Source organism: Amycolatopsis sp. NPDC004368, from assembly GCF_053602515.1.
In genome coordinates this window covers 141,451-161,087 of the sequence record NZ_JBSGDT010000009.1, presented here as the reverse complement: position 1 = coordinate 161,087, position 19,637 = coordinate 141,451, and the positions used below count along the sequence as shown (strand labels likewise).

The following is a 19,637-nucleotide window of genomic DNA, read 5'->3' as shown; positions in this document are numbered from 1 at the left end:
GAGCCCGGGCGCCGCACCCCCTCCGGTGCCACCATCACCGCCATGAGGTGGAAGGTCGTGGTGTGGGCCGCGGTCGTGCTGGTGGGCATCGCGGGCGCGGCGGGGGTCGGGGTGTGGGTGCATTCGGCCGAGCGGACGGCGGGCGACACTTGGCACTCCATCGGCGTCGAGGCGCCCGACCGGATCGACGTGTTCGCCACCGTGCAGAAGGTCGACGCCGTGGCGCGGGAGGTGACGTTGCGCGTGCTGGTGGAGCCGCGGGGGCGGCTCGGCGAGGACGGCGGCGTGGCACCGTCCGGGGATCTCACGCTGTTGAACTCCTCGAGCCTGCGCGGAGACCAGACGTTCCCCGCCCACGAGCGCATCGCGAGCAGCGACCTGCCGATCCCGCTCACGGTCGGCGCGGTGACCGACTACCCGTTCGACGGCTACGACAGCGACATCCGGTTCGCCGCCGTGCAGGACGGCAAGCCGGTGCCGGTGCTGCTGACGCTCGACAAGGTCGACAGCCTCTTCAGCCTCGCGGTGACCGGCTCCGACGACGACGGCGGGCTCAAGCTCCGCTTCACCCGCGCGACGAGCGTGCTGGTGTTCGCGCTGTTCATGATGTTCGCGATGTGGGCCATCGCCGTGGCGGTGGCGCTCGGGGCGCGGCACCTGATCTCGCGCCGGCGCGGGTTGGTGTGGCCCGCGTTCGGGTTCATGGCGGCGTCGCTGTTCGCGCTGGCGTCCTTCCGCAACGCCGCGCCGGGGTCGCCGCCGATCGGTTCGCTGCTCGACTACACGGCGTTCCTGTGGGCCGAGCTGATCGTGGCGCTCAGCGTGTTCGCCTCGGTGGTCGCGGGTGCGGTCGTGGAGCGGGCGAACCCGAAAAACTAGCCACGCGGTGTCGATTCCGGGCTCGGTCGCGAGTCGTCTCCGAGACGACCCGACGACGAGGGAGCCCACCGTGATCACTGCGAACCTGGCCTGGCAGCTCGAGCACCAGACGCGCCGCGACCGGCTCGAAGCCGACGACCGCCGTGGCCGCGTCGCGGCCTTGCTCACGTGGCGCCGCCAGAGGGCCCGCGGCCGTGCCAAGATCCGGTGAGAGCACCGACCCCAGGGAGCGCACATGGCCCGGCACCACCTCGACCCGACCGCCGACACCACGATCGACGTCTTCAATCGGGACACCGCACCCGTGCTGACCGTCGACGACGGGGACACGGTCGTGGTCGGATCGCTGGACTGCCACGGGTTCCTGGAGCGCCAGCGCACGCCCGGCGAACAGCGGCCGCGGATGATCGAGCCGAGCCGTGGGCACTGCCTGACCGGCCCGATCGCCGTGCGGGGCGCCGAGCCGGGCGCCGTGCTGGCCGTGCACCTCGACGATCTGCGGCCCGGCGACTGGGGCTGGACCGTGTCGGCGTCGAAGGACAACTGGCTCGCCCGCAAGCTGGGTGTCGCCGACGGTCCGCGCGGGCAGCTGCTGTGGGAGCTCGACGGGACCACCGGCACCGACCACCTCGGCCATTCGGTGGCGCTGGCACCGTTCCTGGGGGTGATCGGCCTGCCGCCCGCCGAGCCGGGTGACCACTCCACCGTGCCGCCGCGCCCGGCCGGCGGTGGCAACATCGACTGCCGCGAGCTCGTGGCGGGCTCCACGCTGTACCTGCCGGTGACGGTGCCGGGCGCGAACCTGCTCGTCGGCGACGGGCACGCGGCCCAGGGCGACGGCGAGGTCGGCGGCACGGCCATCGAATGCCCGATGACGACCGAGCTCACGCTTGAGGTCACCTCCGGCCGGCCCGTGCCCGGCATCCACGCCGAGACCCCCGCCGGCCGCGTCACGTTCGGCTTCCACACCGACCTCAACGAGGCCACCGCCGAGGCGCTCGGCGCGATGCTCACGTGGCTGCAGACGCTGCACGAGCTCGACCGCCCGACCGCGCTCGCGCTCGCGAGCCCAGTGGTGGACCTGCGCGTGACCCAGGTGGCGAACCAGACCTGGGGTGTGCACGCGCTACTCCCCACCGGCGCGATCCGCTGAGGTTCCGCGCAAGTCTGCCTTCGCGGCCACCCGCGTGTGCCCCCGGCCGCCACTGGTCTGGTCCATCCGTGAGCCTCGTGCGATCAGACCTTAATTCGAGTCGAGAAATAACAGACTTCCGTAGGGTCCGGACCTCTTGACGCCATCCTCTTTGTCCGGTCAGGATCGCGAGGGCCCGCTTGGGGCCCGTCCCCGCCGCCCTCCGCAGAACGGACTGTCGATGGCCAGAAGATCCCCCGGGTGGTCCCGGGCCCGAAGGACCACGTTCGCCGCACTCGCGAGCCTCACCCTGCTGGGCGGCGTCGCGAACGCCGCGCCCGCCCCCGCCGCGCCGGCCACCCCCGCCGCGGCCCAGCCCGAGATCGGGCAGCCCGCCCTCGACAAGGACGGCTGCGCGCGCATCGAGAAAACCCTGCCGACCCTTTCGGACTGGCCGAAGGTCGACAGCAGGATGCAGAAGAACCCGCAAGACGAGGCCCGCATCGCGAAGATCCTCTCCGGCATGACGCTGGAAGAGAAGGTCGGGCAGATGACCCAGCCCGAGATCAACGCGATCACCCCCGACGAGGTCAAGCAGTACGCCATCGGCACGGTGCTCAACGGCGGCGGCTCGTGGCCGGGCGGCAACAAGCACGCTACGCAGCAGGACTGGCTGAACCTCGCCGACGCCTACTGGACCGCGTCGAAGACCAGCCGCACGAAGATCCCCGTGATCTGGGGCATCGACGCCGTGCACGGCAACAACAACGTCTACGGCGCCACCGTCTTCCCGCAGAACATCGCGCTCGGCGCCGCCCACGACCCGTGCCTGGTCCGCGACGTCGAGAACGCCACCGCGCGCCAGATCCGCGCCACCGGCCAGGACTGGGCCTTCGCGCCCACGCTCGCCGTGGTGCAGGACGACCGCTGGGGCCGCACGTACGAGGGCTTCTCCGAGGACCCGCGCATCACCCGCGCCTACGGCTACGAGGCCATCAACGGCCTGCAGGACGGCGCCACCAAGCGCATCACCTACAACGGCGTGATCGCCACCGCCAAGCACTTCATCGGCGACGGCGGCACGATCAAGGGCCAGGACCAGGGCGTGAACCCCTCGTCCGAGGCCGACATGATCAACATCCACGGCCAGGGCTACTACGGCGCGCTCGCCGCCGGCACCCAGACCGTGATGGTGTCGTTCAACAGCTGGACCAACGCCGAGCTCGGCATCAACGAGGGCAAGCTGCACGGCAGTGACAAGGCGCTGAACCAGATCCTCAAGGGCAAGATGGGCTTCGACGGCCTCGTCGTGTCGGACTGGAACGGCATCGGCCAGGTTCCCGGCTGCACCAACGCGAGCTGCCCGCAGGCGATCAACGCCGGCGTCGACGTGGTGATGGTGCCGGCCGACTGGAAGGCCTTCATCACCAACACCGTCGCGCAGGTCAACGACGGGCAGATTCCGATGTCGCGCATCGACGACGCCGTGACCCGCATCCTGCGCGTGAAGCTGCGTGCCGGGATCCTCGACGAGCAGAAGCCCTCGGACCGCTCCTACGCCAACTCCGACGAGGCGCTCACGGACAAGTGGCTCGCCCGCGACGCCGTGCGCGAGTCGCAGACGCTGCTGAAGAACAACGGCAACGTGCTGCCGCTCAAGCCGAAGTCGAAGGTGCTGGTGGTCGGCAAGAGCGCCGACAGCATCCAGAACCAGACCGGCGGCTGGACGCTGTCGTGGCAGGGCACCGGCAACACCAACGCCGATTTCCCCAACGCCACCTCGATCCTGGGCGGGCTCAAGGAAGACCTCGGCGACGCCAACGTGACCTTCAGCGAGAAGGGCGACGTCGACCCGACCGGGTACGACGCGGTGATCGCGGTGATCGGTGAGACACCGTACGCCGAGGGCGTGGGCGACCTGCAGCGCAAGTCGCTGGAGGCCGCGAAGCTCTACCCCGAGGACCTCGCCGTGCTGGACAAGGTGAGCGGCAAGGGCGTTCCGGTGATCACCGCCTACGTCGGCGGTCGGCCGCTGTACCTGAACAAGGAGATCAACCGCTCCGACGCGTTCGTGGCGGCCTGGCTGCCCGGCACCGAGGGTGGCGGCGTCGCGGACATGATGGTCAAGGGCAAGGACGGCACCGGCTACTCCGGCAAGCTGTCGTACTCGTGGCCGAAGAGCGCGTGCCAGACGCCGCTCAACCCGTGGAGCCAGGACTACGACCCGCAGTTCGCGCTGGGCTACGGCCTCAAGACGGGCCAGCGCGCCACCGTGGGCAAGCTCGACGAGACCGAGGGCCCGACCACCTGCGGCTCGACCGGCGGCGGGGGCACCGCGACCGAGGACCTCTCGATCTTCGACCGCACGGACATCGCGCCGTACAAGAGCTACATCGGCTCGGCGTCCAACTGGGGCGGCACGGAGATCGGCCCGGACGGCACGGCGGCGCACCCCGAGATCACGGTGACCCCGGCCGACGTCAACGTGCAGGCCGACGGCCTCAAGGCGACGTGGACTGGCACGGGTGCCGCACAGCTGTACCTGCAGAGCCCACAGACCGCCGACCTTCGCGGGTACCCCAACGCCGACGGGGCGCTCGAGTTCGACGTGATCGTGAACTCGCCGCCGGTCAACCGGACGGTGGTGAGCATGCACTGCATGTACCCGTGCTTCTCGGAGGTCAACGCCACCAAGCTGTTCACCGACCTGCCGGCCGGACAGAAGTCGACGGTGAAGATCCCGCTGTCGTGCTTCGCGAACGGTCTCGACTTCGAGAACGTCAACACACCGTTCCTGGTCTACACCGACGCCGCGTTCTCGGCGTCGTTCGCGAACGTGCGGTGGTCACCGGGCGGAGCCAAGGATCCGGACGCGCTGAAGTGTTCGGATCTCACGTGAGGCAGTGAGCTCGCCGGGGCGCTCGCGGGACTTTCCCGCGGGCGCCCCGGTTTTCGATCAGGCGACGGTCACGCCGTCAGTTCGAGAATCCGCTCCCGGGCTTGGGCGAGGGATTTCTCCGCGAGGTCCTCCAGGCCCGCCGGCGAGGGAATGTCCCCGACGCGCGTGAGCTCCGCGTGCACGAACGCCAGGTTCTCCGGCCGCACGCCGAAGTTCGTCAGGTAGACCCGCAGGTACGGTTCCTGGAAGCCGAAGCCCTCGCGTGGAGTGCCCGGTCCGTACGCGCCGCCGCGCGCGGTCACGACCACGAACCTGGTGCCGCCCAAGGCATCCGCGAACACGCCGGGGAACGTCACGCGGTCGATCCACGCCTTCAGGGCGGCCGGGACCGAGAAGTTGTACATCGGCACCCCGAGCAGCACGGTGCCGGCTTGCCGCACCTCGGTGACCAGCGGCAAGGTCCGCTCCCATTCGCGGCGTTCGGCTTCATCGGCGGCCAGCGCGACGATGTCTTCCAGCGCGACACTCCCCCGGCGTTCGACACGGCGCCCGAGCCGGGCGTAGGCCTCGCGGATCGGCGGCACGGGATCGGCGACCAGGTCGCGCCGGCGCACCTCACCCCGCCACCGCTCGACGAACAACGAGGTCAGCCGCCGCGTGACGGACTCCGTGCCGTCGGCGCTCGAATCGACGCGCAGCAGTGGCGCTACCATGTCGGTCATCCGGTTCCTCTTTCTCCGGTCGGGTCCACTCACCCACCCGACCCACCACGAAGAGGAAAGGTGACCGATGGCGCTGGCCACCCGGTTCGAAGCGGAACGCCCCCGGCTGCGCGCGCTCGCGCGACGGATGCTCGGCTCGGCGGCCGAAGCCGAGGACGCCGTGCAGGAGTCCTGGCTGCGGCTCGCCGCCGCCCCCGAGGTGGACAACCTCGCGGCCTGGCCGACCACCGTGGTCTCGCGCATCTGCCTCGACGTGCTGCGGGCGCGGCGCGAAACGCCGGTCGAGCAGCTGCCCGACCGCGGGGTCGCGGGCCCGGAGGACGACGTCGCGCTCGCCGACGAGGTCGGCCGCGCGCTGCTCATGGTGCTGGCGGCGCTCGCCCCCGCCGAACGTGTGGCGTTCGGGCTGCACGACTTGTTCGCGGTCCCGTTCGACGCGATCGGGCCGATCCTGGACTGCACACCGGCAACGGCGAAGAAGCTCGCCAGCCGGGCCCGCCTGCGCGTGCGCGGCACCCCGGCGCGGATCTCGGATACCACCGGGAGGTCGTGGCCGCGTTCCTCGCGGCTGCCCGCGGTGGTGATCTCGCGACGCTGCTCGACCTGCTCGCCCCCGACGTCGTCCGGCACGCCGACGCGGCCGCCTTGGCACCCGGTGCCGCAGCCGTGCTCCGCGGTGCCGAGGCGGTCGCGCGCGGCGCCACCACCTTCGCCGGCCGGGCGCGCCTCGGGGAGCTCGCACTGGTCGACGGCACGGTCGGGCTGGTGCTCGCGCCCGCGGGCCGGCTGACCGGTGTGCTCAAGGTGACGGTGACCGACGGGCGCGTCACCGCGTACGAGGTGATCGCCGATCCGCAGCGGCTGGCGGGGGTCGTGGTCGCCGCTCCGACTGGTTCCGGCCGCGCGCGATGCGACAGCTGGAGGTGCGCGTGCGCGAGCTCGCGAAGCAGTACGTCGACCGGATGCGCGACGACTTCGGAGGACAGTGCGATTTCGTCGCCGACATCAGCCTCCATTTCCCGCTGTAGGTGATCCTGTCGCTGCTCGGCATTCCCGAGTCCGATTTCCCGTTGATGCTCCGGCTCACGCAGGAGCTGTTCGGGACCGCCGACGCGGACAAAGCCGGCGAGAACCTCGGCCCGGAGGGGTTCGTCGAGGTGCAGCGGCAGCTGTTCGCGTTCTTCACCGAGCTCACTGCGCAGCGGCGCGCCCACCCGACCGACGACCTCGCCTCCCAGATCGCGAACTCGCGGGTCGACGGCGAATACCTGTCCGAAATGGACACACTGAGCTACTACGTGCTCGTCGCGACCGCGGGCCACGACACCACGAGCGCCACGCTCGCCGGCGGCCTCCACGCCCTGATCGAGCACCCCGGGCAGCTCGCCCGGCTCACCGCGGACCCGAGCCTGATGCCGGCCGCGGTCGACGAAATGATCCGCTGGGTCACGCCGGTGAAGTCGTTCATGCGCACCGCCGCCGAGCCCTGCGAGCTGCGCGGCGTCGCGATCGACGAGGGCGACTCGCTGCTGCTCGCTTACCCCTCGGCCAACCGGGACGAGGACGTGTTCACCGACCCGTTCGCGTTCGACGTGGCCCGGACCCCCGACAAGCACCTCGCTTTCGGGTTCGGCGTGCACTACTGCCTCGGCGCCGCGCTCGCACGCATGGAGCTCGCCGCGTTCTTCGACGAGCTGCTGCCGAGGCTCCGGTCCGCCGAGCTCGCCGGTGAGCCCGCGTGGACGGAGACGCATTTCGTCGGTGGTCTCAAGTACCTGCCGGTGCGCTGCAAGCTCGACTGAGCACGGCCGGCGTTCTCGCGTGATCGCTCGATGGTGTGACACTTCGAGCCAAAGTGCAACATTGGCGAGAATGATCATTTACGTTGCCTCCACCAGGCCCGCTTCGCACTCGAAGCGGACCACGACATCTGGAGGGAACCATGAACACCACCCGGAGGATCGCCGTCGTCGGCGTGCTGTCCGCGTTGGCCGCGTCGCTGTTCGCCGGCACGGCTTCGGCGAAGCTGGAGAAGGTCTGCACCGCGGCCTTCTGCAACAGCACCGACGGCAGCAAGCTCTACGTGAACCAGGTCATCGCGCTGCGGAACGACCCCATCAAGGCGAAGTACGGCTACTTCCAGGTCTTCGGCCGCGGCTGGAACCGTCCGCCGACGTCTTCGGGCACCACCGCGGCGGAGGTCATCCACATCGGGCAGCAGGTGGCGAAGGGCGAGCTGGTGTGCCTGCGCTTCTTCGCGTTCGAAAGCGGGAAGTGGAAGGAGATCGGTCCGGCCGCATGCACCACAGCGCCGTTCTGACCAGCGGTATAGAGCGTTATACGCCTCGAGTGAGCGTGCGGTTCAGTGCCCGTCGGGGAACGGCCACGAGTTCGTCACGCACACCCGCCCGTCCGCCGGTACCGCGCCCTGGTCCCCACCGGGCACGTTGTTGAGGCGGGCGACGTAGTCGTCGGCAACGCCGAAGGTCTGCTGCATCATCACGGGCGCGGGTTGGCCCGTGCCGCCGCAGCCGACGTGGGAGTGGCCGAGCGCGTGGCCCACCTCGTGGTTGATCGCGTACTCGCGGTAGCCGGTCATGTTCGCGCCGTAGGCCTTCGCGCCGCGGACCCAGCGCGAGAGGTTGATGAGCACGCGGTGCAGGCTGCGCCGGTAGCAGGAAGCCTCGTAGGTGATGGAAAAACCGCAGGCGTCGGCGCGGTGGGTCGTGTCCGGGGTGGACAGGCTCACGCGGAAGTCCGGGTTCGGGTCACTGGAGTCCACGCGCTGCAGCGAGACCTTTCCGTCGACGGTCCAGCTCTTCGGGTCGGAGAGAATGCCCTGCACGGCCGCGGCGAAGCTGTCGTCACCGGCGTAGGCGGCCGCGTCGATGCCGTCCTCGACCTCCACGGTGTAGCGGTACAGGCGGCCGGTGCCGATCTTCGGGCCGGAACCCGGGATCACGTGCCAGGTGCCGCGGCCGGTCTGCGTGAACGCGCCGCCGGCGGGCAGTTCCGCGGTGGGCACGTTCGGGTCGGCGGGTTTGGCGGGGTTTTCGGGCACGCCCGGCTCGGTGACGTCGTCCAGCGCGCCGGACGCGGCCGGCGCGGGCGGGGCCGGCTGCTCGGCCGATTGCTGGGCCGGTTGCTGGGCCGATTGCTGGGCCGCGGTCGAGGGGACTGCCGTCGTGGCGGTGTCGACCAGCACCAGCACGGTGAGCACGACCATGATCGCCAGGGCGTAGACCCACCAGCCGGAGGTGCGCGGGAAAACCTCCTTCCGTGGCGCGGATTTTCGCTCCGGCAACGGTTTCCACACGGCGCACAGCGGTTCCCCACTGCGCCGGTCGTCCTGCGGCACGCACTTCCCCAGCTCTGGTGGCGACATCTCCACCCCGTCCGACGGGTGGGACGGCGGAAAGGTTGAGACCAAGCGGCGTGGGTCACGGCGGGTGCGCCCGACTTTCGTCGGTTCCGCTCGTGCGGGCTGTTGATCATGCTGTTCGCGTGTCTGCGCAGCACCCCGGTTCGTTCGCGGTCACGCTGGACGCCGCGATCGAAGACTCCGGGCTCTCCCTCGACCGGGTCCGCCACCACCTCGCCGCGCGGGGCGTGACGCTCTCGCGCTCCGCCCTGTCGTACTGGCGCCGCGGCCGCTCTCGGCCCGAGCGCGAGACGTCGCTGCACGCCGTGACCCAGCTCGAAGCCGTGCTGGAGCTCTCCCCCGGCTCGCTCACGTCGCTGCTCGGCCCGCGCGCGCCCCGCGGACGCTGGCTCGGGCACCCGCCCGACCGCGTCGAGCGCCGCCGGCTGTGGCCGGACCTGCGCCCGTTGACCGCGGAGCTCAAGCCGCCGCCCGACGGGCAGTTAGCGTTCTGGTCGGTGCACGACCGCGTGGCCATCGACGACAACGGCTGCGAGCGCGCCCTGCACGTGCGGCTCGTCGCCGAGGCCACCATGGACGGCGTCGACCGCATGATGACCTACCACCAGGCCGACGGCCCGCTCGCCGCCGAACCGCGGTACCAGGGGGTGCGGTTCGCGCGCGTCGGGCGCGTGCGGGTCAACCGCGAGACCGGGATGACGGCGGGTGAGCTGCTGCTCGACCGCGTGCTCGCCGCCGGCGAGGTCACGGCCGTCGAGTACGAGATCGTGCTGCCGCCGGGCGCACCGGCGCAGGAGTACGGCCGGCGCTTCACGCGGCCGGTGCGCGAGTACGTGTGCCAGGCGCAGTTCGGCCTGCGGCTGCCCCGGCAGGTGCGCTCGTTCGAACGCCGCGGCCCCGACGGGCCCCGCCACACCGGCGACCCGCTGCGCGTCGGCACGACCCACGCCACCACCTTCGCGACCCGCGACGTGCGGCCGGGCATCTGCGGCGCGTGCTGGACGTGGTGACGTCAATTCTGTGAACACGACCCCCCGACCTGCGCGTCCACAGCGGTGATCGCCCGCCGTCCACTCGGATCTGGAACCACCGCGCCGGCGCCGGTTATTTTCCGCCCTGTCCCCACCGCGCCTCGGAAAGGCAGGCCATGCGCCGACTTCCCCGGATCCTGACCATCCTGGCGGCCGCGGCCGTCCTGACCGCCACCGGCGCGGTCACCGCGACCGCCGCCCCGGCCGCGCCGCTGACCATGGCCGCGCAGTTCGGCACGGCCGCGCCGTCGGCCTCGGGCAACCTCATCGGCGACAACTACCCCGCGAAGTGGCGCAACGCCCGCCAGGACTCGATCCTCGACGACTGGAACATGTGGAACCGCGAGTGCGTCTCGTGGGCCTCCTACACCGTCGCCGCCCACGGCGTGAACACCCGCAACTACAGCGACGCGAAGTACTGGGACGACAACGCCCGCAGCCACGGCTACCGCGTCGACAACACCCCCACCCCGGGCTCCATCGCCCAGACCGACGCGGGCCGCTACGGCCACGTCGCCGTCGTCGACAGCGTCCACGGCTCCACCGTGACGGTCGAGGACTACAACTGGAACGGCGACGGCCACTACCTCGTGCACGACCTGAACAAGGGCGACTTCCGCTACATCCACTTCACCGACTGATCCCGCGCACGAAGTCTCTCGGCCGGACAACGCCTTCCCGTTGTCCGGCCGAGTCCGTCGGCGCTCTGAAATCCACGTCGGCGCTTTCCCCCGGCGCTGGGCGCATCATGACTTCCATGAGCGATCACGACGAGTTCCTCGTGTGGGTCGAGACCACGCTGCACGACGCGGAAGTCGCCCTGCACAACGGCGATCCGGCGCTCCGGCTCAGGATCTGGTCGCGGACGGAGCCGGTGAGCGTGCTGGGCGCCTGGCGCAACGCCCAGGGCCGAGGCGAGGTCGAAACCCTCTTCACGGCCCTGGGCAAGACTTTCTCCGCCTGCACGGCTTACCAGTTCGAACTCGTCGCCTCGGGCGTGTCCGGCGAGCTGGCCTACACCAGCGGGTTCGAGCACATCACGGCCACCGTGGACGGTGAGCCCCGTACCTACACCCTGCGCGCGACGCAGGTGTACCGCCGGGAACACGGCGTGTGGCGCGTGGCCCACCGTCACGGAGACGCGGTCAGCGCCTGAGTCAGCGCACCTGCGGGCGGTGACCCCGTTCCTGGTGCGGCACTTCCTGTCCGCCGGTGGGCGCCGCGGGCTTGGGCAGCTGCGCGACCTCGTACTGCGCGAGGGTGTACTGCCCTTGGGTGTCCGGCAGCACCGACGCGTGCTTGCTCGCGTCGTGGAAGCGGAACACCGACGTGAGGTCCCCGACGGTGCGGCGGCGCCAGTCGCTGATGTTCGTTTCGCGCACGCCGGTGACGTGCTCCAGCAGGCGCAGCTGCGAGGTGTGGTCGAAGGTCTCGGAGCTCACCCACCCACCGGCCGTCCACGGCGAGACGACGATGCACGGCACGCGGTAGCCCAGGCCGGTCGGCAGGCCCGCGCCCTTGACGCCGCTGGGTGAGGTGCCGGTCACGAACTCGCCGGGGGTACCGGGCTTCGGGGTCGGCGGCACGACGTGGTCGAACAGGCCGTCGTTCTCGTCGTAGGACAGGATGAACACCGTTTTGGCCCAGACCTCCGGGTTGGCGGCGATCGCGTCGATCTTGCCGGCGACGAAGGTGGCGCCGGCCGCGGGCAGGTTGGCCGGGTGCTCGTCCATGGCGCTGGGCGGCAGCAGCCAGCTCACGGTGGGCAGCTGGTCGTGCAGCGCGTCGTACTCGAACTGGCCCAGCGGCGACGGCGCGATGGCCTGGTCGTACAGGGGCTCGCCCGGCTCGGCGTCGGCGTAGGCCTTGATCGCGTTGAACGGCGGCAGCCCGGTGGCGCCGCCCGGCGAGTGGTAGACCTTCCAGCTGACGCCCGCTTCCGTGAGGCGCTCGGGGTAGGTCTTGAAGGTGAAGTGCCCGTCGGGCACCTTGCCGGTCTCCAGCGACGGGCCGCCGAACTGCCCGTCGGCGTCGATGGTGCCCGACAGCCACATGTAGCGGTTCGGCCAGGTCGGGCCGAGGACCGAGCAGTGGTAGGCGTCGCAGATGGTGAACGCGTCCGCGAGCGCGTACTGGAACGGGATGTCCTCGCGCGTGAAGTAGCCCATCGTGTAAGGGCCCTTGGTGGCGCCGTCGGCCGCGAGGTGCGCCGACAGCCAGTTGTCCATCTTCCCGTCGTTCCACGCCGAGTGCTGCACGCTCCACGCGTGGCTCGTGGACGGGATCGCCTGCGCCGCGGTGATCTTCGTGTTCAGGCGGTACGGCAGCAGGTAGCCGTCCGGGTGCGTCGGGTCGGGCTGGTGGAACACCGAACGCCCGCCCGGCAGCCGCAGGGCGTGCGGGTCGTCGAACCCGCGCACCCCGGACAGCGTGCCGAAGTAGTGGTCGAAGCTGCGGTTCTCCTGCATCAGCATCACGACGTGCTTGATGTCGCGCAGGTGCCCGCCGGCCGGGGGCGGGGATGCCAGGGCAGAGCGGACGTTCGGCGGCAACACGGCCGCGGCGGCGGCCAGCCCACCGGCGGCCGCGGCGCCGAACAACCTGCGGCGGGTCAAACCGGTTCTGTCGTTCTCCGGGGTCTCGGTCATCGGAATCCTTCCGGCTTCGGGCACGGCGGGGAGCTCCGACAGGCTTTCGGCCGCGGTTGAGCCCCGGGTGATCCGGCCGGTGGCCACCGATTGAACTTCGGTTGAACGCCTGCGCGAAAGTCCCGCGGATGGGTGATTCCTCCCGTTCCATGCCTGGACGGCGCACCATCCACAGAGGACTCGCTCAGTACCCCGGCAGCTCCCTCGGTCGCACCTGAACCCGGTCCTCACTCAGGCCGCGCGGCCGGTTCGTCGTTCGCCGTCACCTCCAGGGGCGCGTCGGGCGCCGGGTCGCGGTTGACGATCGTGATCGCCACCGCGCCGATGGCCGCGACCACGGCGAAGAGGTAGAAGCCCCACGGGTACGCCAGCCCCGCGGTGAGCAGGAACCCGGTGACGAGCGGGCCCGAGATCGCGCCGAAGCGGCCGATGCCGCTCGCCGCGCCGAGGGCGGTGCCGCGGGCGGCGGCCGGGTAGACGCGGGCGACGTAGACGTACACGAGCACCTGCGCGCTGAAGGTGAAGATCCCGGCCAGCAGCACCCCGACGTACACGCTGAAGCCGGGCAGCTTGATGCTCAGCAACGCCAGGAACACGGCCGCCGCGGTGAACCAGATGATCGTGGACCGGCGGTAGCCCACGCGGTCGGCGACGCGGCCGCCGATCAGCAGGCCGATCACGGCGCCGACGTTGAGCACCAGCAACAGCGCGAGCGCCGCGCCGAGCTCGTACCCCGCTTCACGCATGATCTGCGGCAGCCAGGTGTTGAGGCCGTACACGAGCAACAGACCCATGAACGAGGTCACCCAGAACGCGATGGTCACCCGTCCGTAGCCGTGGCGGAACAGGATGGCGACCGGGTTGCGCTCGCGGGGCGCCCGCGCGGTCCGGGTCTTGCGAGCCGCCGGGATGCCGCGCACCTTCAGGAACTCGGCCGACTCCGGCAGGAACCTCACCATGAGCGGCACGAGGACCACCGCCGGCGCCGCGCCGATCACGAACATCCACTGCCAGCCGAACCGCTCGACCACCAGGATGCCGAGCAGCGCGGTGAGCACCGCACCGACGTGGTAGCCGGTCATCAACACGGTGGTGGAGCTGCCCCCGCGGCCCACGCGGGCGTACTCGGTGATCAGCGCGAGCGCGGTCGGCAGCACACCGCCCAGCCCGAGTCCGGCGAGGAAGCGCAGCACGCCGAACAACCACGGGTCGTCGACCACCGCGCAGAGCAGTGTGAACAGCGAAAAGCTGGTGACCGTCAGCAGCATCATGCCGCGCCGGCCGAACAGGTCGCTCGCCGGGCCGACGGTGAGCGCGCCCACGGCCACACCGAGCAGGCCCACCACGGAGATCAGCGAGGCCGAGTTCGGGTCGAGGCCCCAGCTCGGGATCTTGAGCAGTGCGGGCAGCACGACGCCCAGCACCACGAGGTCGAAACCTTCCAGTGCCACCGCGGTCCAGCACAGTGGGGCGACCCAGCGCGCGTAGCGGGCGCGGGGGTCGGCCGGGGAGGGAACCGTCATGTCATCACCTACGTCGTCGGAGGGGATTGGGGAACGGGTCGGCGGAATGGGTACAGCGGGGGTTCACCGCGGACGGTGACCCAAAACGACGGGCGCGACCGGGGCGAAGATCTCAGGCTGGTGGGCCGGCGTGGTGAGCGGGACATCGGTTGGCATCGTGGGGCTCGCGGCGCGGCTTGGGCGTGCACCCCGAGGCCGGATTGGCAGGCCGGTGCGCTGTGCCGAACACCGCAGGGCTCGCGGCGCGGCCTGCGTTGAGTCTGCACCCCGAAGCTGGATTGTGTCGACGACAAGGAGGCTTCGGATCGGGGTGCCGGGGAAGGCCTGGGTTCATGCGGACCTGCGTTGGTGCGGCCCGTTGCGAAGTCGAGTGGTAGTGCCTCGCCACTGCGCGGGTCGAGCAGCGGGCCGTCCTGCGCGGTCACGAGGTCACTGCCACGTCGAGTACGAGCGGGCGGGTGGCGTTCGCCAGCCCGGGCAGTAACTCGTCCAAAATGGACTCCAGTTCCGCGTGGGTCGAGACTCGCCGGGCCGGGCAGCCGAGGGAGTGCGCGAGGCCGCTGACGCTGATCTCGTCGAACGCGGGCCACGGTGCGGCGCCGCGGCCCGCCGATCGGTTGCCGTGGCGGGTGGCCAGCTCGTCCATGATCGCGTACCGGCCGTTGGCGAGCACGATCACGAGCACGCCCACGTCGTAGTGGGCGGCGCTCCACAGTGCCTGGATCGCGTACAGCGACGAGCCGTCGCCGACCACCGCGACCACCGGGCGATCCGGGCGCGCCATGCGCACGCCGAGCGCGGCCGGCACCGCGAACCCGAGACCGCCCATGGCGGCGCTGAGAAAACCGAGCGGCGCACGGGCCGGCACGAGCGCGTGCAGCAGCGGCCGGCTCGACGGCGTCTCCTCCACCAGCACCGCATCACGCGGAAGCCGGCGCGCCAGCGCGGCGAACACGTGCTCCGGGGCCAATCCGGCGCCGGACGGCTGCGGCAGGTCGATCGTGCGGCCCACCGACTCGACGGATGCGGGTCGCTCCGGCAGCCGCTGGGCGAGCGGCCGGCACACGGCGGAGGGTCGGGCGAGCACGGCGAGATCGGCCGGGCTGCGGTGGGCTTCGCCGGGATCGTCGGTGACCACCGCGACGCGCGTGCCCGGCCCGATCAGCCGGCCGGGTTCGCGCGGGTACTGGCGGAACACCGGCGCGCCCACCGCGAGGACGGCGTCGTGGCCGGCGAGCACCTTGCGCAGTTCCGCGCGGCCCGGCGGCAGGTGCCCCGCGAACTGCGGGTGGTCCTGAGGGAAGCCGGCGCGGGCGCCGAAGGCCTCCTGCCACACCGGGCACCGCAGCCGCTCGGCGAGCGCTTCCAGCGCCTGCCAGGACTCGGCGTCGTCCGCGCCTGCGCCGACCACGAGCACCGGCTTTTCCGCGCCGGCCACGAACTTTTCGAGCTCGTCGACGACCTCCGGCTCCGCGGCGGTGGTCCGGACCAGCCGGGCCGGCGCGGGCAGCGGTTCGTCGTCGGCCGGGGCGAGCCAGTCGTCCATCGGCACGATCACCAGTGCCGGGCCGCGGTGGTCGCGGGCCTCGTGCCACGCGCGGGCCAGCGCGCCCGGCACGTCCTGCGGCCGCGCGGGTTCGCCCACCCACACGGGCGCGGGCGCGGCGACGTCGTCGAGCCGGTGGCCCGCGAGGAACGGCTCGAGCGCGAGGTGGCGGCGGTCCTGCTGCCCGACGAGCACGACCAGCGGAGCCCGGTTCACGCGCGCGGTCGCCAGCGCGCCGACGGCGTTGCCCAGGCCCGCGGTGGTGTGCAGGATCGCGACCGCCGGCCGGTCCGCGGCGATCGCCCAGCCCGTGGCCATCCCGACCACCGACCCCTCGTGCAGCGCCAGCACGAACTCGAAGTCGCCGGGCAGATCGGTGAGCAGCGTGATCTCGGTCGAACCGGGGTTGGCGAACAGCCTCGTCGCGCCGTAGTGGCGCAGCACGGCGAACGCGGCGTCTCGGACGGTGGCGGGCAACGAAACCTCCCTGGCGTCTGATAGCTCAGGAGTGTCCGGGACCTCCGGTGCGCGAGCCCACCCCGGCTCGCACTGGACGGAAAACTTCAGCCAGCCTGCAGCGCCCGCGACACGCCGAGCGCGGCCATCCGCACGACCGGGATCAACGGCGAGAGGTTCGGCGTGCTGCTCGGCACGACCACGGAGATGGCGGCGATGACCTCGTCGGAAAGCCCGCGCACCGGCGCGGCGACCGACGACGCGCCCTCGGTCATCTCGTCGCGGGAGATGCTGAAGCCCGAGCGGCGGATCTCCGCGAGCACCCCGCGCAACCGCGCCGGATCGGTGATGGTGCCGCTGGCCCGGCGGTCCAGCCCGGCCGCCACGACCTCGTCCACGCATTCGGTGGGCGCGTGCGCGAGCAACACCTTGCCGGGACCGGTCGCGTGCAGCGGCAAGCGTTTTCCGACGCGGGAGGTGACCACCACGTCCGGGTGCGCCTCGAGCTTCTCCAGGTAGAGGGCCCGGCCCTCGTCGAGCACCACGAGGTGCACGACCTCGTGCGTCACCTGCAGCAGGTCCTGCAGGAACGGCAGGGCGACGTCGCGCAGCTCGCGACCGCTCGGCGCCTGCGAACCGAGCTGCCACATCCGCAGGCCGACCCGGTAGCGGCCGCGGCCGGTGCGCTCGAGCGCACCCCAGGCGACCAGCTCCGCGAGCAGCCGGTACACCGTGGCGGGCGCGAACCCGGTGGCCCGCGTGATCTCGCCGTGCGTCTGCTCGGAGCGGCCGTCGAGGAACGAATCCAGGATCGCGAACGCACGGCTGAGCACCGTGCGCCCGGGTTCGGCAGCGTTGCCGGCGATCGCGCGCCTCCCTGACCTCGGGGATACCGAGCCACCCATGTTCCGCCGGTGAGGCGGCGGAGGCAAGCGGGGGCGGCTCGGTTCTCCCTCAGGCCGCCAGGTGCCAGGCCTTTCCGACCTGTGCCGCGGCGCAGACGCCGACCGCAAGCAGGTAGGCGCCGGCGTGCCCGCATTGGTCCGGTCCGGTCCCCGGCGCGACCGGCTGCCCGTGGCCCATGCCCGTGATCGAGTAGGTCTCGACCACCGCGCGGCCCGCGCCGTCGCGGTACACCGCGTGCGGGAATCCGCCGACGGTGTCCGTTGTGGACGGTGTGGCGGGCGTCCCGGTCACGTTCGTCCACTGGTCGGTGAGTTCACGCAGGTTCGCCGGTGCGACGGTGAAGTCGGCCGCGCCCTGCCAGAGGCTCACGGTGGGCCGTGCGCCGGAAAACGGTGCCGCCGCACGGACTTTCGCGCCCCACTGCGCCGGCGTGAGGTCCTTGCCCGGGTACATGCACGAGTACGCGTCGAGCGTCGAGGAAGCGCACCCGTACGGCAGCCCGGCCACCACCGCGCCGCCGGCGAACAGCTCCGGGTACGCGGCGAGCATGACCGACGTCATCGCCCCACCCGCCGACAGGCCGGTGACGTACACCCGCGACGCGTCGGCACCCGTGTCCGCGACCGCGCGCCGCGTCATCTGCGCGATCGACTCGGCCTCACCCGATCCGCGGGCGGTGTCTGCGGACTGGAACCAGTTGAAGCAGCTCGTGAAATTGTTCGCCGGCTGCTGCTGCGGCAGCACGAGCGCGAAGTGCCAGCGGTCCGCCAGCTCGACCCAGCCGGCACCCTGGCCGTAGCCGGTCGCGTTCTGCGTGCAACCGTGCAACGCCACCACGACCGGTCGCCCGGCGGGCAGCCCGTCGGGCACGTACTCGTACATCTTCAACGCCCCGGGGTTGGTGCCGAACCCCGTGACCTCCCTGATCGCCGCCGCCGACGCGAACCCGGGCAGGAGCACCAGCAGAGCCGACACCAGCGCTCCGATGAGGACCTTCCGCACACCGACCACCTCCTTGTGACCTCGGTGACACCGTCACGCTCAGCGTAGGAACGCGGACGCGGCGTGCCCACGGTGCCGGCCACCACAACCGGCGCCCGGTTTGTGTGGGCTCGCCGGATACCGCCGGGCGGTGGTCCGGTCCTACCGTCCTCGACATGCGTACGCGGCGGCTCCCCCTCGTCCTCGCCGGCCTGCTCGCCGGCACCCTCCTCGCCCCTTCCGCGACGGCGGCCCCCGGGTGCGCGCCGGTGGCGGTTCCCGGTGCGGCGCACCAGGAACAGGCGTGCCTGGCCGACCTCACCACCACCGGCACGCTCGCGACCGGGCACACCGTGCAGGCCGACTGGGCGGGACTGACCTCGGCCGGGCTGCCCGCACCGAGCGGCGTGCCCGGCGTCCAGGTCGACGGGTACTTCCCGGATTACTCCACGACCAACGCCAACCACGGCTGGAACCACGACGCGCAGTTCGTGCTGCGGCTGCCGGACCGCTGGAACGGCGGGCTCGTGGTCTCCGGCTCCCCCGGCACCCGCCGCCAGTACGCAGGCGACCGCGCCATCGCCGACCAGGTGCTCGCCGCCGGCTACGCGTTCGCGGCCACCGACAAGGGAAACACCGGCACGGACTTCTACGCCGACGGCCGCGCACCCGGCGACGCCATCGCCGAATGGAACGACCGCGTGACCCAGCTGACCGTGGCCGCGAAGCTCGCCGCCGCCCGCCACTACGGCCGCGCGCCCACGCGGACGATCGCGGCCGGGCTGTCCAACGGCGGGTACCTCGTGCGCTGGCAGCTGGAGAACCGGCCGTGGCTCTACGACGGCGGCGTCGACTGGGAAGGCACGCTCTGGACCGCGGGTGGTCCGAACCTGCTGACCTTCCTGCCGCCCGCGCTGCGCAACTACCCCGCGTACGCCGCCGGAGATCCCCAGGCGCACCAAGCGATCCTCGACGCGGGCTTCGCGCCGGGCTCGGAGTTCCTCTGGCTCTACCACGACCAGGTGTACTGGGACCTCACCCAACGCACCTACCGCGCCGAGGTGGACCCCGCGTTCGACGGCGACCTGGCGGCGGGCACTCCCTTCTGCGCCAGCGGAACCCCGGCGTGCGACGCCGACTACGACTACGCGGCCCGCCCCGCCGCCGTGCACCGGGCGGTCGCGAAGATCGCGCTCACGGGACGTCTCGGCCGGCCGCTGATCACCCTGCACGGCACGCTCGACAGCCTGCTGCCGATCAGCCGCGACTCCGACGTCTACGCCCGGATGGTCGAGCACGCCGGACGCGGCGCGCTGCACCGCTACTACCGCATCGACGGCGGCAACCACGTCGACGGCCTGGTCGACACGTTCCCCGACCGGCTCCGGCCCATCGCGCCCTGTTTCCGCACGGCGTTCACCGCGCTCGCGGGCTGGCTGCGCGGCACCGAACCGCCCGCGTCGGAAACGGTGGCCCGCTCCGCGGGTGCGACTCCCGCGGAGCTGGCCACCTCCTGCTCACTCTGACCCGGC

Annotated in this window: 17 protein-coding genes and 1 pseudogene; 11 read left to right on the top strand and 7 right to left on the bottom strand. The window is 71.6% G+C overall.

The features are described 5' to 3' along the window. The first annotated feature begins 42 nt into the window (after nucleotides 1-42). The 4 genes from ACWEOE_RS16110 (at nucleotide 43) to ACWEOE_RS16095 (ending at nucleotide 4,910) form a co-directional block, all read left to right on the top strand. Nucleotides 43-879, top strand: coding sequence for a DUF4436 family protein (locus ACWEOE_RS16110; protein WP_452009237.1), 837 nt, complete (start codon nucleotides 43-45; stop codon nucleotides 877-879). Between the two features lie 70 nt (nucleotides 880-949). Beyond that, entirely contained in the window at nucleotides 950-1,090 is a 141-nt protein-coding gene (locus tag ACWEOE_RS16105; RefSeq protein WP_452009235.1) for a hypothetical protein, read from the top strand. A 24-nt stretch (nucleotides 1,091-1,114) separates the two neighbouring features. Beyond that, the gene (locus tag ACWEOE_RS16100) at nucleotides 1,115-2,032 is read left to right on the top strand and encodes an acetamidase/formamidase family protein (RefSeq protein ID WP_452009232.1); all 918 of its coding nucleotides are present in this window, start codon (nucleotides 1,115-1,117) and stop codon (nucleotides 2,030-2,032) included. A 220-nt stretch (nucleotides 2,033-2,252) separates the two neighbouring features. After that, nucleotides 2,253-4,910 carry a glycoside hydrolase family 3 protein gene (locus ACWEOE_RS16095; RefSeq protein WP_452009230.1) on the top strand — a complete coding sequence of 886 codons (2,658 nt, stop codon included), beginning with the start codon at nucleotides 2,253-2,255 and terminating at the stop codon, nucleotides 4,908-4,910. Nucleotides 4,911-4,978: 68 nt separating this feature from the next. On the opposite strand, the gene ACWEOE_RS16090 is transcribed toward ACWEOE_RS16095, so the two are convergent. Then, entirely contained in the window at nucleotides 4,979-5,632 is a 654-nt protein-coding gene (locus ACWEOE_RS16090; protein WP_452009227.1) for an FMN-dependent NADH-azoreductase, read from the bottom strand. 67 nt (nucleotides 5,633-5,699) lie between these two features. On the opposite strand from ACWEOE_RS16090, the pseudogene ACWEOE_RS16085 reads away from it, so the two are divergent. The 3 genes and pseudogenes from ACWEOE_RS16085 to ACWEOE_RS16075 all read left to right on the top strand — a co-directional run. Continuing rightward, nucleotides 5,700-6,511: pseudogene (locus tag ACWEOE_RS16085) on the top strand (sigma-70 family RNA polymerase sigma factor); the annotation flags it as partial. A gap of 149 nt (nucleotides 6,512-6,660) precedes the next feature. Continuing rightward, nucleotides 6,661-7,434 carry a cytochrome P450 gene (locus ACWEOE_RS16080; RefSeq protein WP_452009225.1) on the top strand — a complete coding sequence of 258 codons (774 nt, stop codon included), beginning with the start codon at nucleotides 6,661-6,663 and terminating at the stop codon, nucleotides 7,432-7,434. A 140-nt stretch (nucleotides 7,435-7,574) separates the two neighbouring features. Then, a complete protein-coding gene (locus tag ACWEOE_RS16075) occupies nucleotides 7,575-7,952 on the top strand; it encodes a hypothetical protein (RefSeq protein ID WP_452009222.1) in 378 nt (125 codons plus the stop codon). Nucleotides 7,953-7,994: 42 nt separating this feature from the next. Here the strand turns inward: ACWEOE_RS16075 and ACWEOE_RS16070 are convergent, their stop codons facing one another. Next, complete coding sequence (locus ACWEOE_RS16070) at nucleotides 7,995-9,017, bottom strand: DUF3152 domain-containing protein (RefSeq protein WP_452009216.1); 1,023 nt, start codon at nucleotides 9,015-9,017, stop codon at nucleotides 7,995-7,997. A gap of 119 nt (nucleotides 9,018-9,136) precedes the next feature. On the opposite strand from ACWEOE_RS16070, the gene ACWEOE_RS16065 reads away from it, so the two are divergent. The 3 genes from ACWEOE_RS16065 to ACWEOE_RS16055 all read left to right on the top strand — a co-directional run bounded on the left by ACWEOE_RS16065 (nucleotide 9,137) and on the right by ACWEOE_RS16055 (nucleotide 11,201). Continuing rightward, nucleotides 9,137-10,024 carry an XRE family transcriptional regulator gene (locus tag ACWEOE_RS16065; protein ID WP_452009214.1) on the top strand — a complete coding sequence of 296 codons (888 nt, stop codon included), beginning with the start codon at nucleotides 9,137-9,139 and terminating at the stop codon, nucleotides 10,022-10,024. A 137-nt stretch (nucleotides 10,025-10,161) separates the two neighbouring features. After that, nucleotides 10,162-10,686, top strand: coding sequence for a CHAP domain-containing protein (locus tag ACWEOE_RS16060; RefSeq protein ID WP_452009211.1), 525 nt, complete (start codon nucleotides 10,162-10,164; stop codon nucleotides 10,684-10,686). Between the two features lie 116 nt (nucleotides 10,687-10,802). Next, nucleotides 10,803-11,201, top strand: a complete 399-nt coding sequence (locus tag ACWEOE_RS16055; RefSeq protein WP_452009209.1) for a nuclear transport factor 2 family protein — start codon at nucleotides 10,803-10,805, stop codon at nucleotides 11,199-11,201. 1 nt (nucleotide 11,202) lies between these two features. On the opposite strand, the gene ACWEOE_RS16050 is transcribed toward ACWEOE_RS16055, so the two are convergent. The 5 genes from ACWEOE_RS16050 to ACWEOE_RS16030 form a co-directional block, all read right to left on the bottom strand. Further along, a complete protein-coding gene (locus ACWEOE_RS16050) occupies nucleotides 11,203-12,693 on the bottom strand; it encodes an alkaline phosphatase family protein (RefSeq protein WP_452009206.1) in 1,491 nt (496 codons plus the stop codon). A 227-nt stretch (nucleotides 12,694-12,920) separates the two neighbouring features. After that, the gene (locus ACWEOE_RS16045) at nucleotides 12,921-14,216 is read right to left on the bottom strand and encodes an MFS transporter (RefSeq protein WP_452009204.1); all 1,296 of its coding nucleotides are present in this window, start codon (nucleotides 14,214-14,216) and stop codon (nucleotides 12,921-12,923) included. Nucleotides 14,217-14,637: 421 nt separating this feature from the next. After that, complete coding sequence (locus ACWEOE_RS16040) at nucleotides 14,638-16,239, bottom strand: thiamine pyrophosphate-dependent enzyme (RefSeq protein WP_452009202.1); 1,602 nt, start codon at nucleotides 16,237-16,239, stop codon at nucleotides 14,638-14,640. Between the two features lie 86 nt (nucleotides 16,240-16,325). Continuing rightward, a complete protein-coding gene (locus ACWEOE_RS16035; protein ID WP_452009201.1) occupies nucleotides 16,326-17,123 on the bottom strand; it encodes an IclR family transcriptional regulator in 798 nt (265 codons plus the stop codon). A 49-nt stretch (nucleotides 17,124-17,172) separates the two neighbouring features. After that, nucleotides 17,173-18,126 carry an extracellular catalytic domain type 1 short-chain-length polyhydroxyalkanoate depolymerase gene (locus tag ACWEOE_RS16030; protein WP_452009198.1) on the bottom strand — a complete coding sequence of 318 codons (954 nt, stop codon included), beginning with the start codon at nucleotides 18,124-18,126 and terminating at the stop codon, nucleotides 17,173-17,175. Between the two features lie 155 nt (nucleotides 18,127-18,281). Here ACWEOE_RS16030 and ACWEOE_RS16025 point away from each other — a divergent pair, with 155 nt between their 5' ends. Further along, complete coding sequence (locus ACWEOE_RS16025; RefSeq protein WP_452009196.1) at nucleotides 18,282-19,631, top strand: tannase/feruloyl esterase family alpha/beta hydrolase; 1,350 nt, start codon at nucleotides 18,282-18,284, stop codon at nucleotides 19,629-19,631. Nucleotides 19,632-19,637 lie beyond the last annotated feature (6 nt).

Excerpts from the sequence above, each read along its gene's own strand:
- ACWEOE_RS16090 (WP_452009227.1), bottom strand. The coding sequence starts at position 5,632 with ATGACCGACATGGTAGCGCCACTGCTGCGCGTCGATTCGAGCGCCGAC.
- ACWEOE_RS16070 (WP_452009216.1), bottom strand. The coding sequence starts at position 9,017 with ATGTCGCCACCAGAGCTGGGGAAGTGCGTGCCGCAGGACGACCGGCGC.
- ACWEOE_RS16050 (WP_452009206.1), bottom strand. The coding sequence starts at position 12,693 with ATGACCGAGACCCCGGAGAACGACAGAACCGGTTTGACCCGCCGCAGG.
- ACWEOE_RS16055 (WP_452009209.1), top strand. The coding sequence starts at position 10,803 with ATGAGCGATCACGACGAGTTCCTCGTGTGGGTCGAGACCACGCTGCAC.
- ACWEOE_RS16075 (WP_452009222.1), top strand. The coding sequence starts at position 7,575 with ATGAACACCACCCGGAGGATCGCCGTCGTCGGCGTGCTGTCCGCGTTG.
- ACWEOE_RS16100 (WP_452009232.1), top strand. The coding sequence starts at position 1,115 with ATGGCCCGGCACCACCTCGACCCGACCGCCGACACCACGATCGACGTC.
- ACWEOE_RS16060 (WP_452009211.1), top strand. The coding sequence starts at position 10,162 with ATGCGCCGACTTCCCCGGATCCTGACCATCCTGGCGGCCGCGGCCGTC.
- ACWEOE_RS16110 (WP_452009237.1), top strand. The coding sequence starts at position 43 with ATGAGGTGGAAGGTCGTGGTGTGGGCCGCGGTCGTGCTGGTGGGCATC.
- ACWEOE_RS16045 (WP_452009204.1), bottom strand. The coding sequence starts at position 14,216 with ATGACGGTTCCCTCCCCGGCCGACCCCCGCGCCCGCTACGCGCGCTGG.
- ACWEOE_RS16095 (WP_452009230.1), top strand. The coding sequence starts at position 2,253 with ATGGCCAGAAGATCCCCCGGGTGGTCCCGGGCCCGAAGGACCACGTTC.
- ACWEOE_RS16035 (WP_452009201.1), bottom strand. The coding sequence starts at position 17,123 with ATGGGTGGCTCGGTATCCCCGAGGTCAGGGAGGCGCGCGATCGCCGGC.
- ACWEOE_RS16025 (WP_452009196.1), top strand. The coding sequence starts at position 18,282 with ATGCGTACGCGGCGGCTCCCCCTCGTCCTCGCCGGCCTGCTCGCCGGC.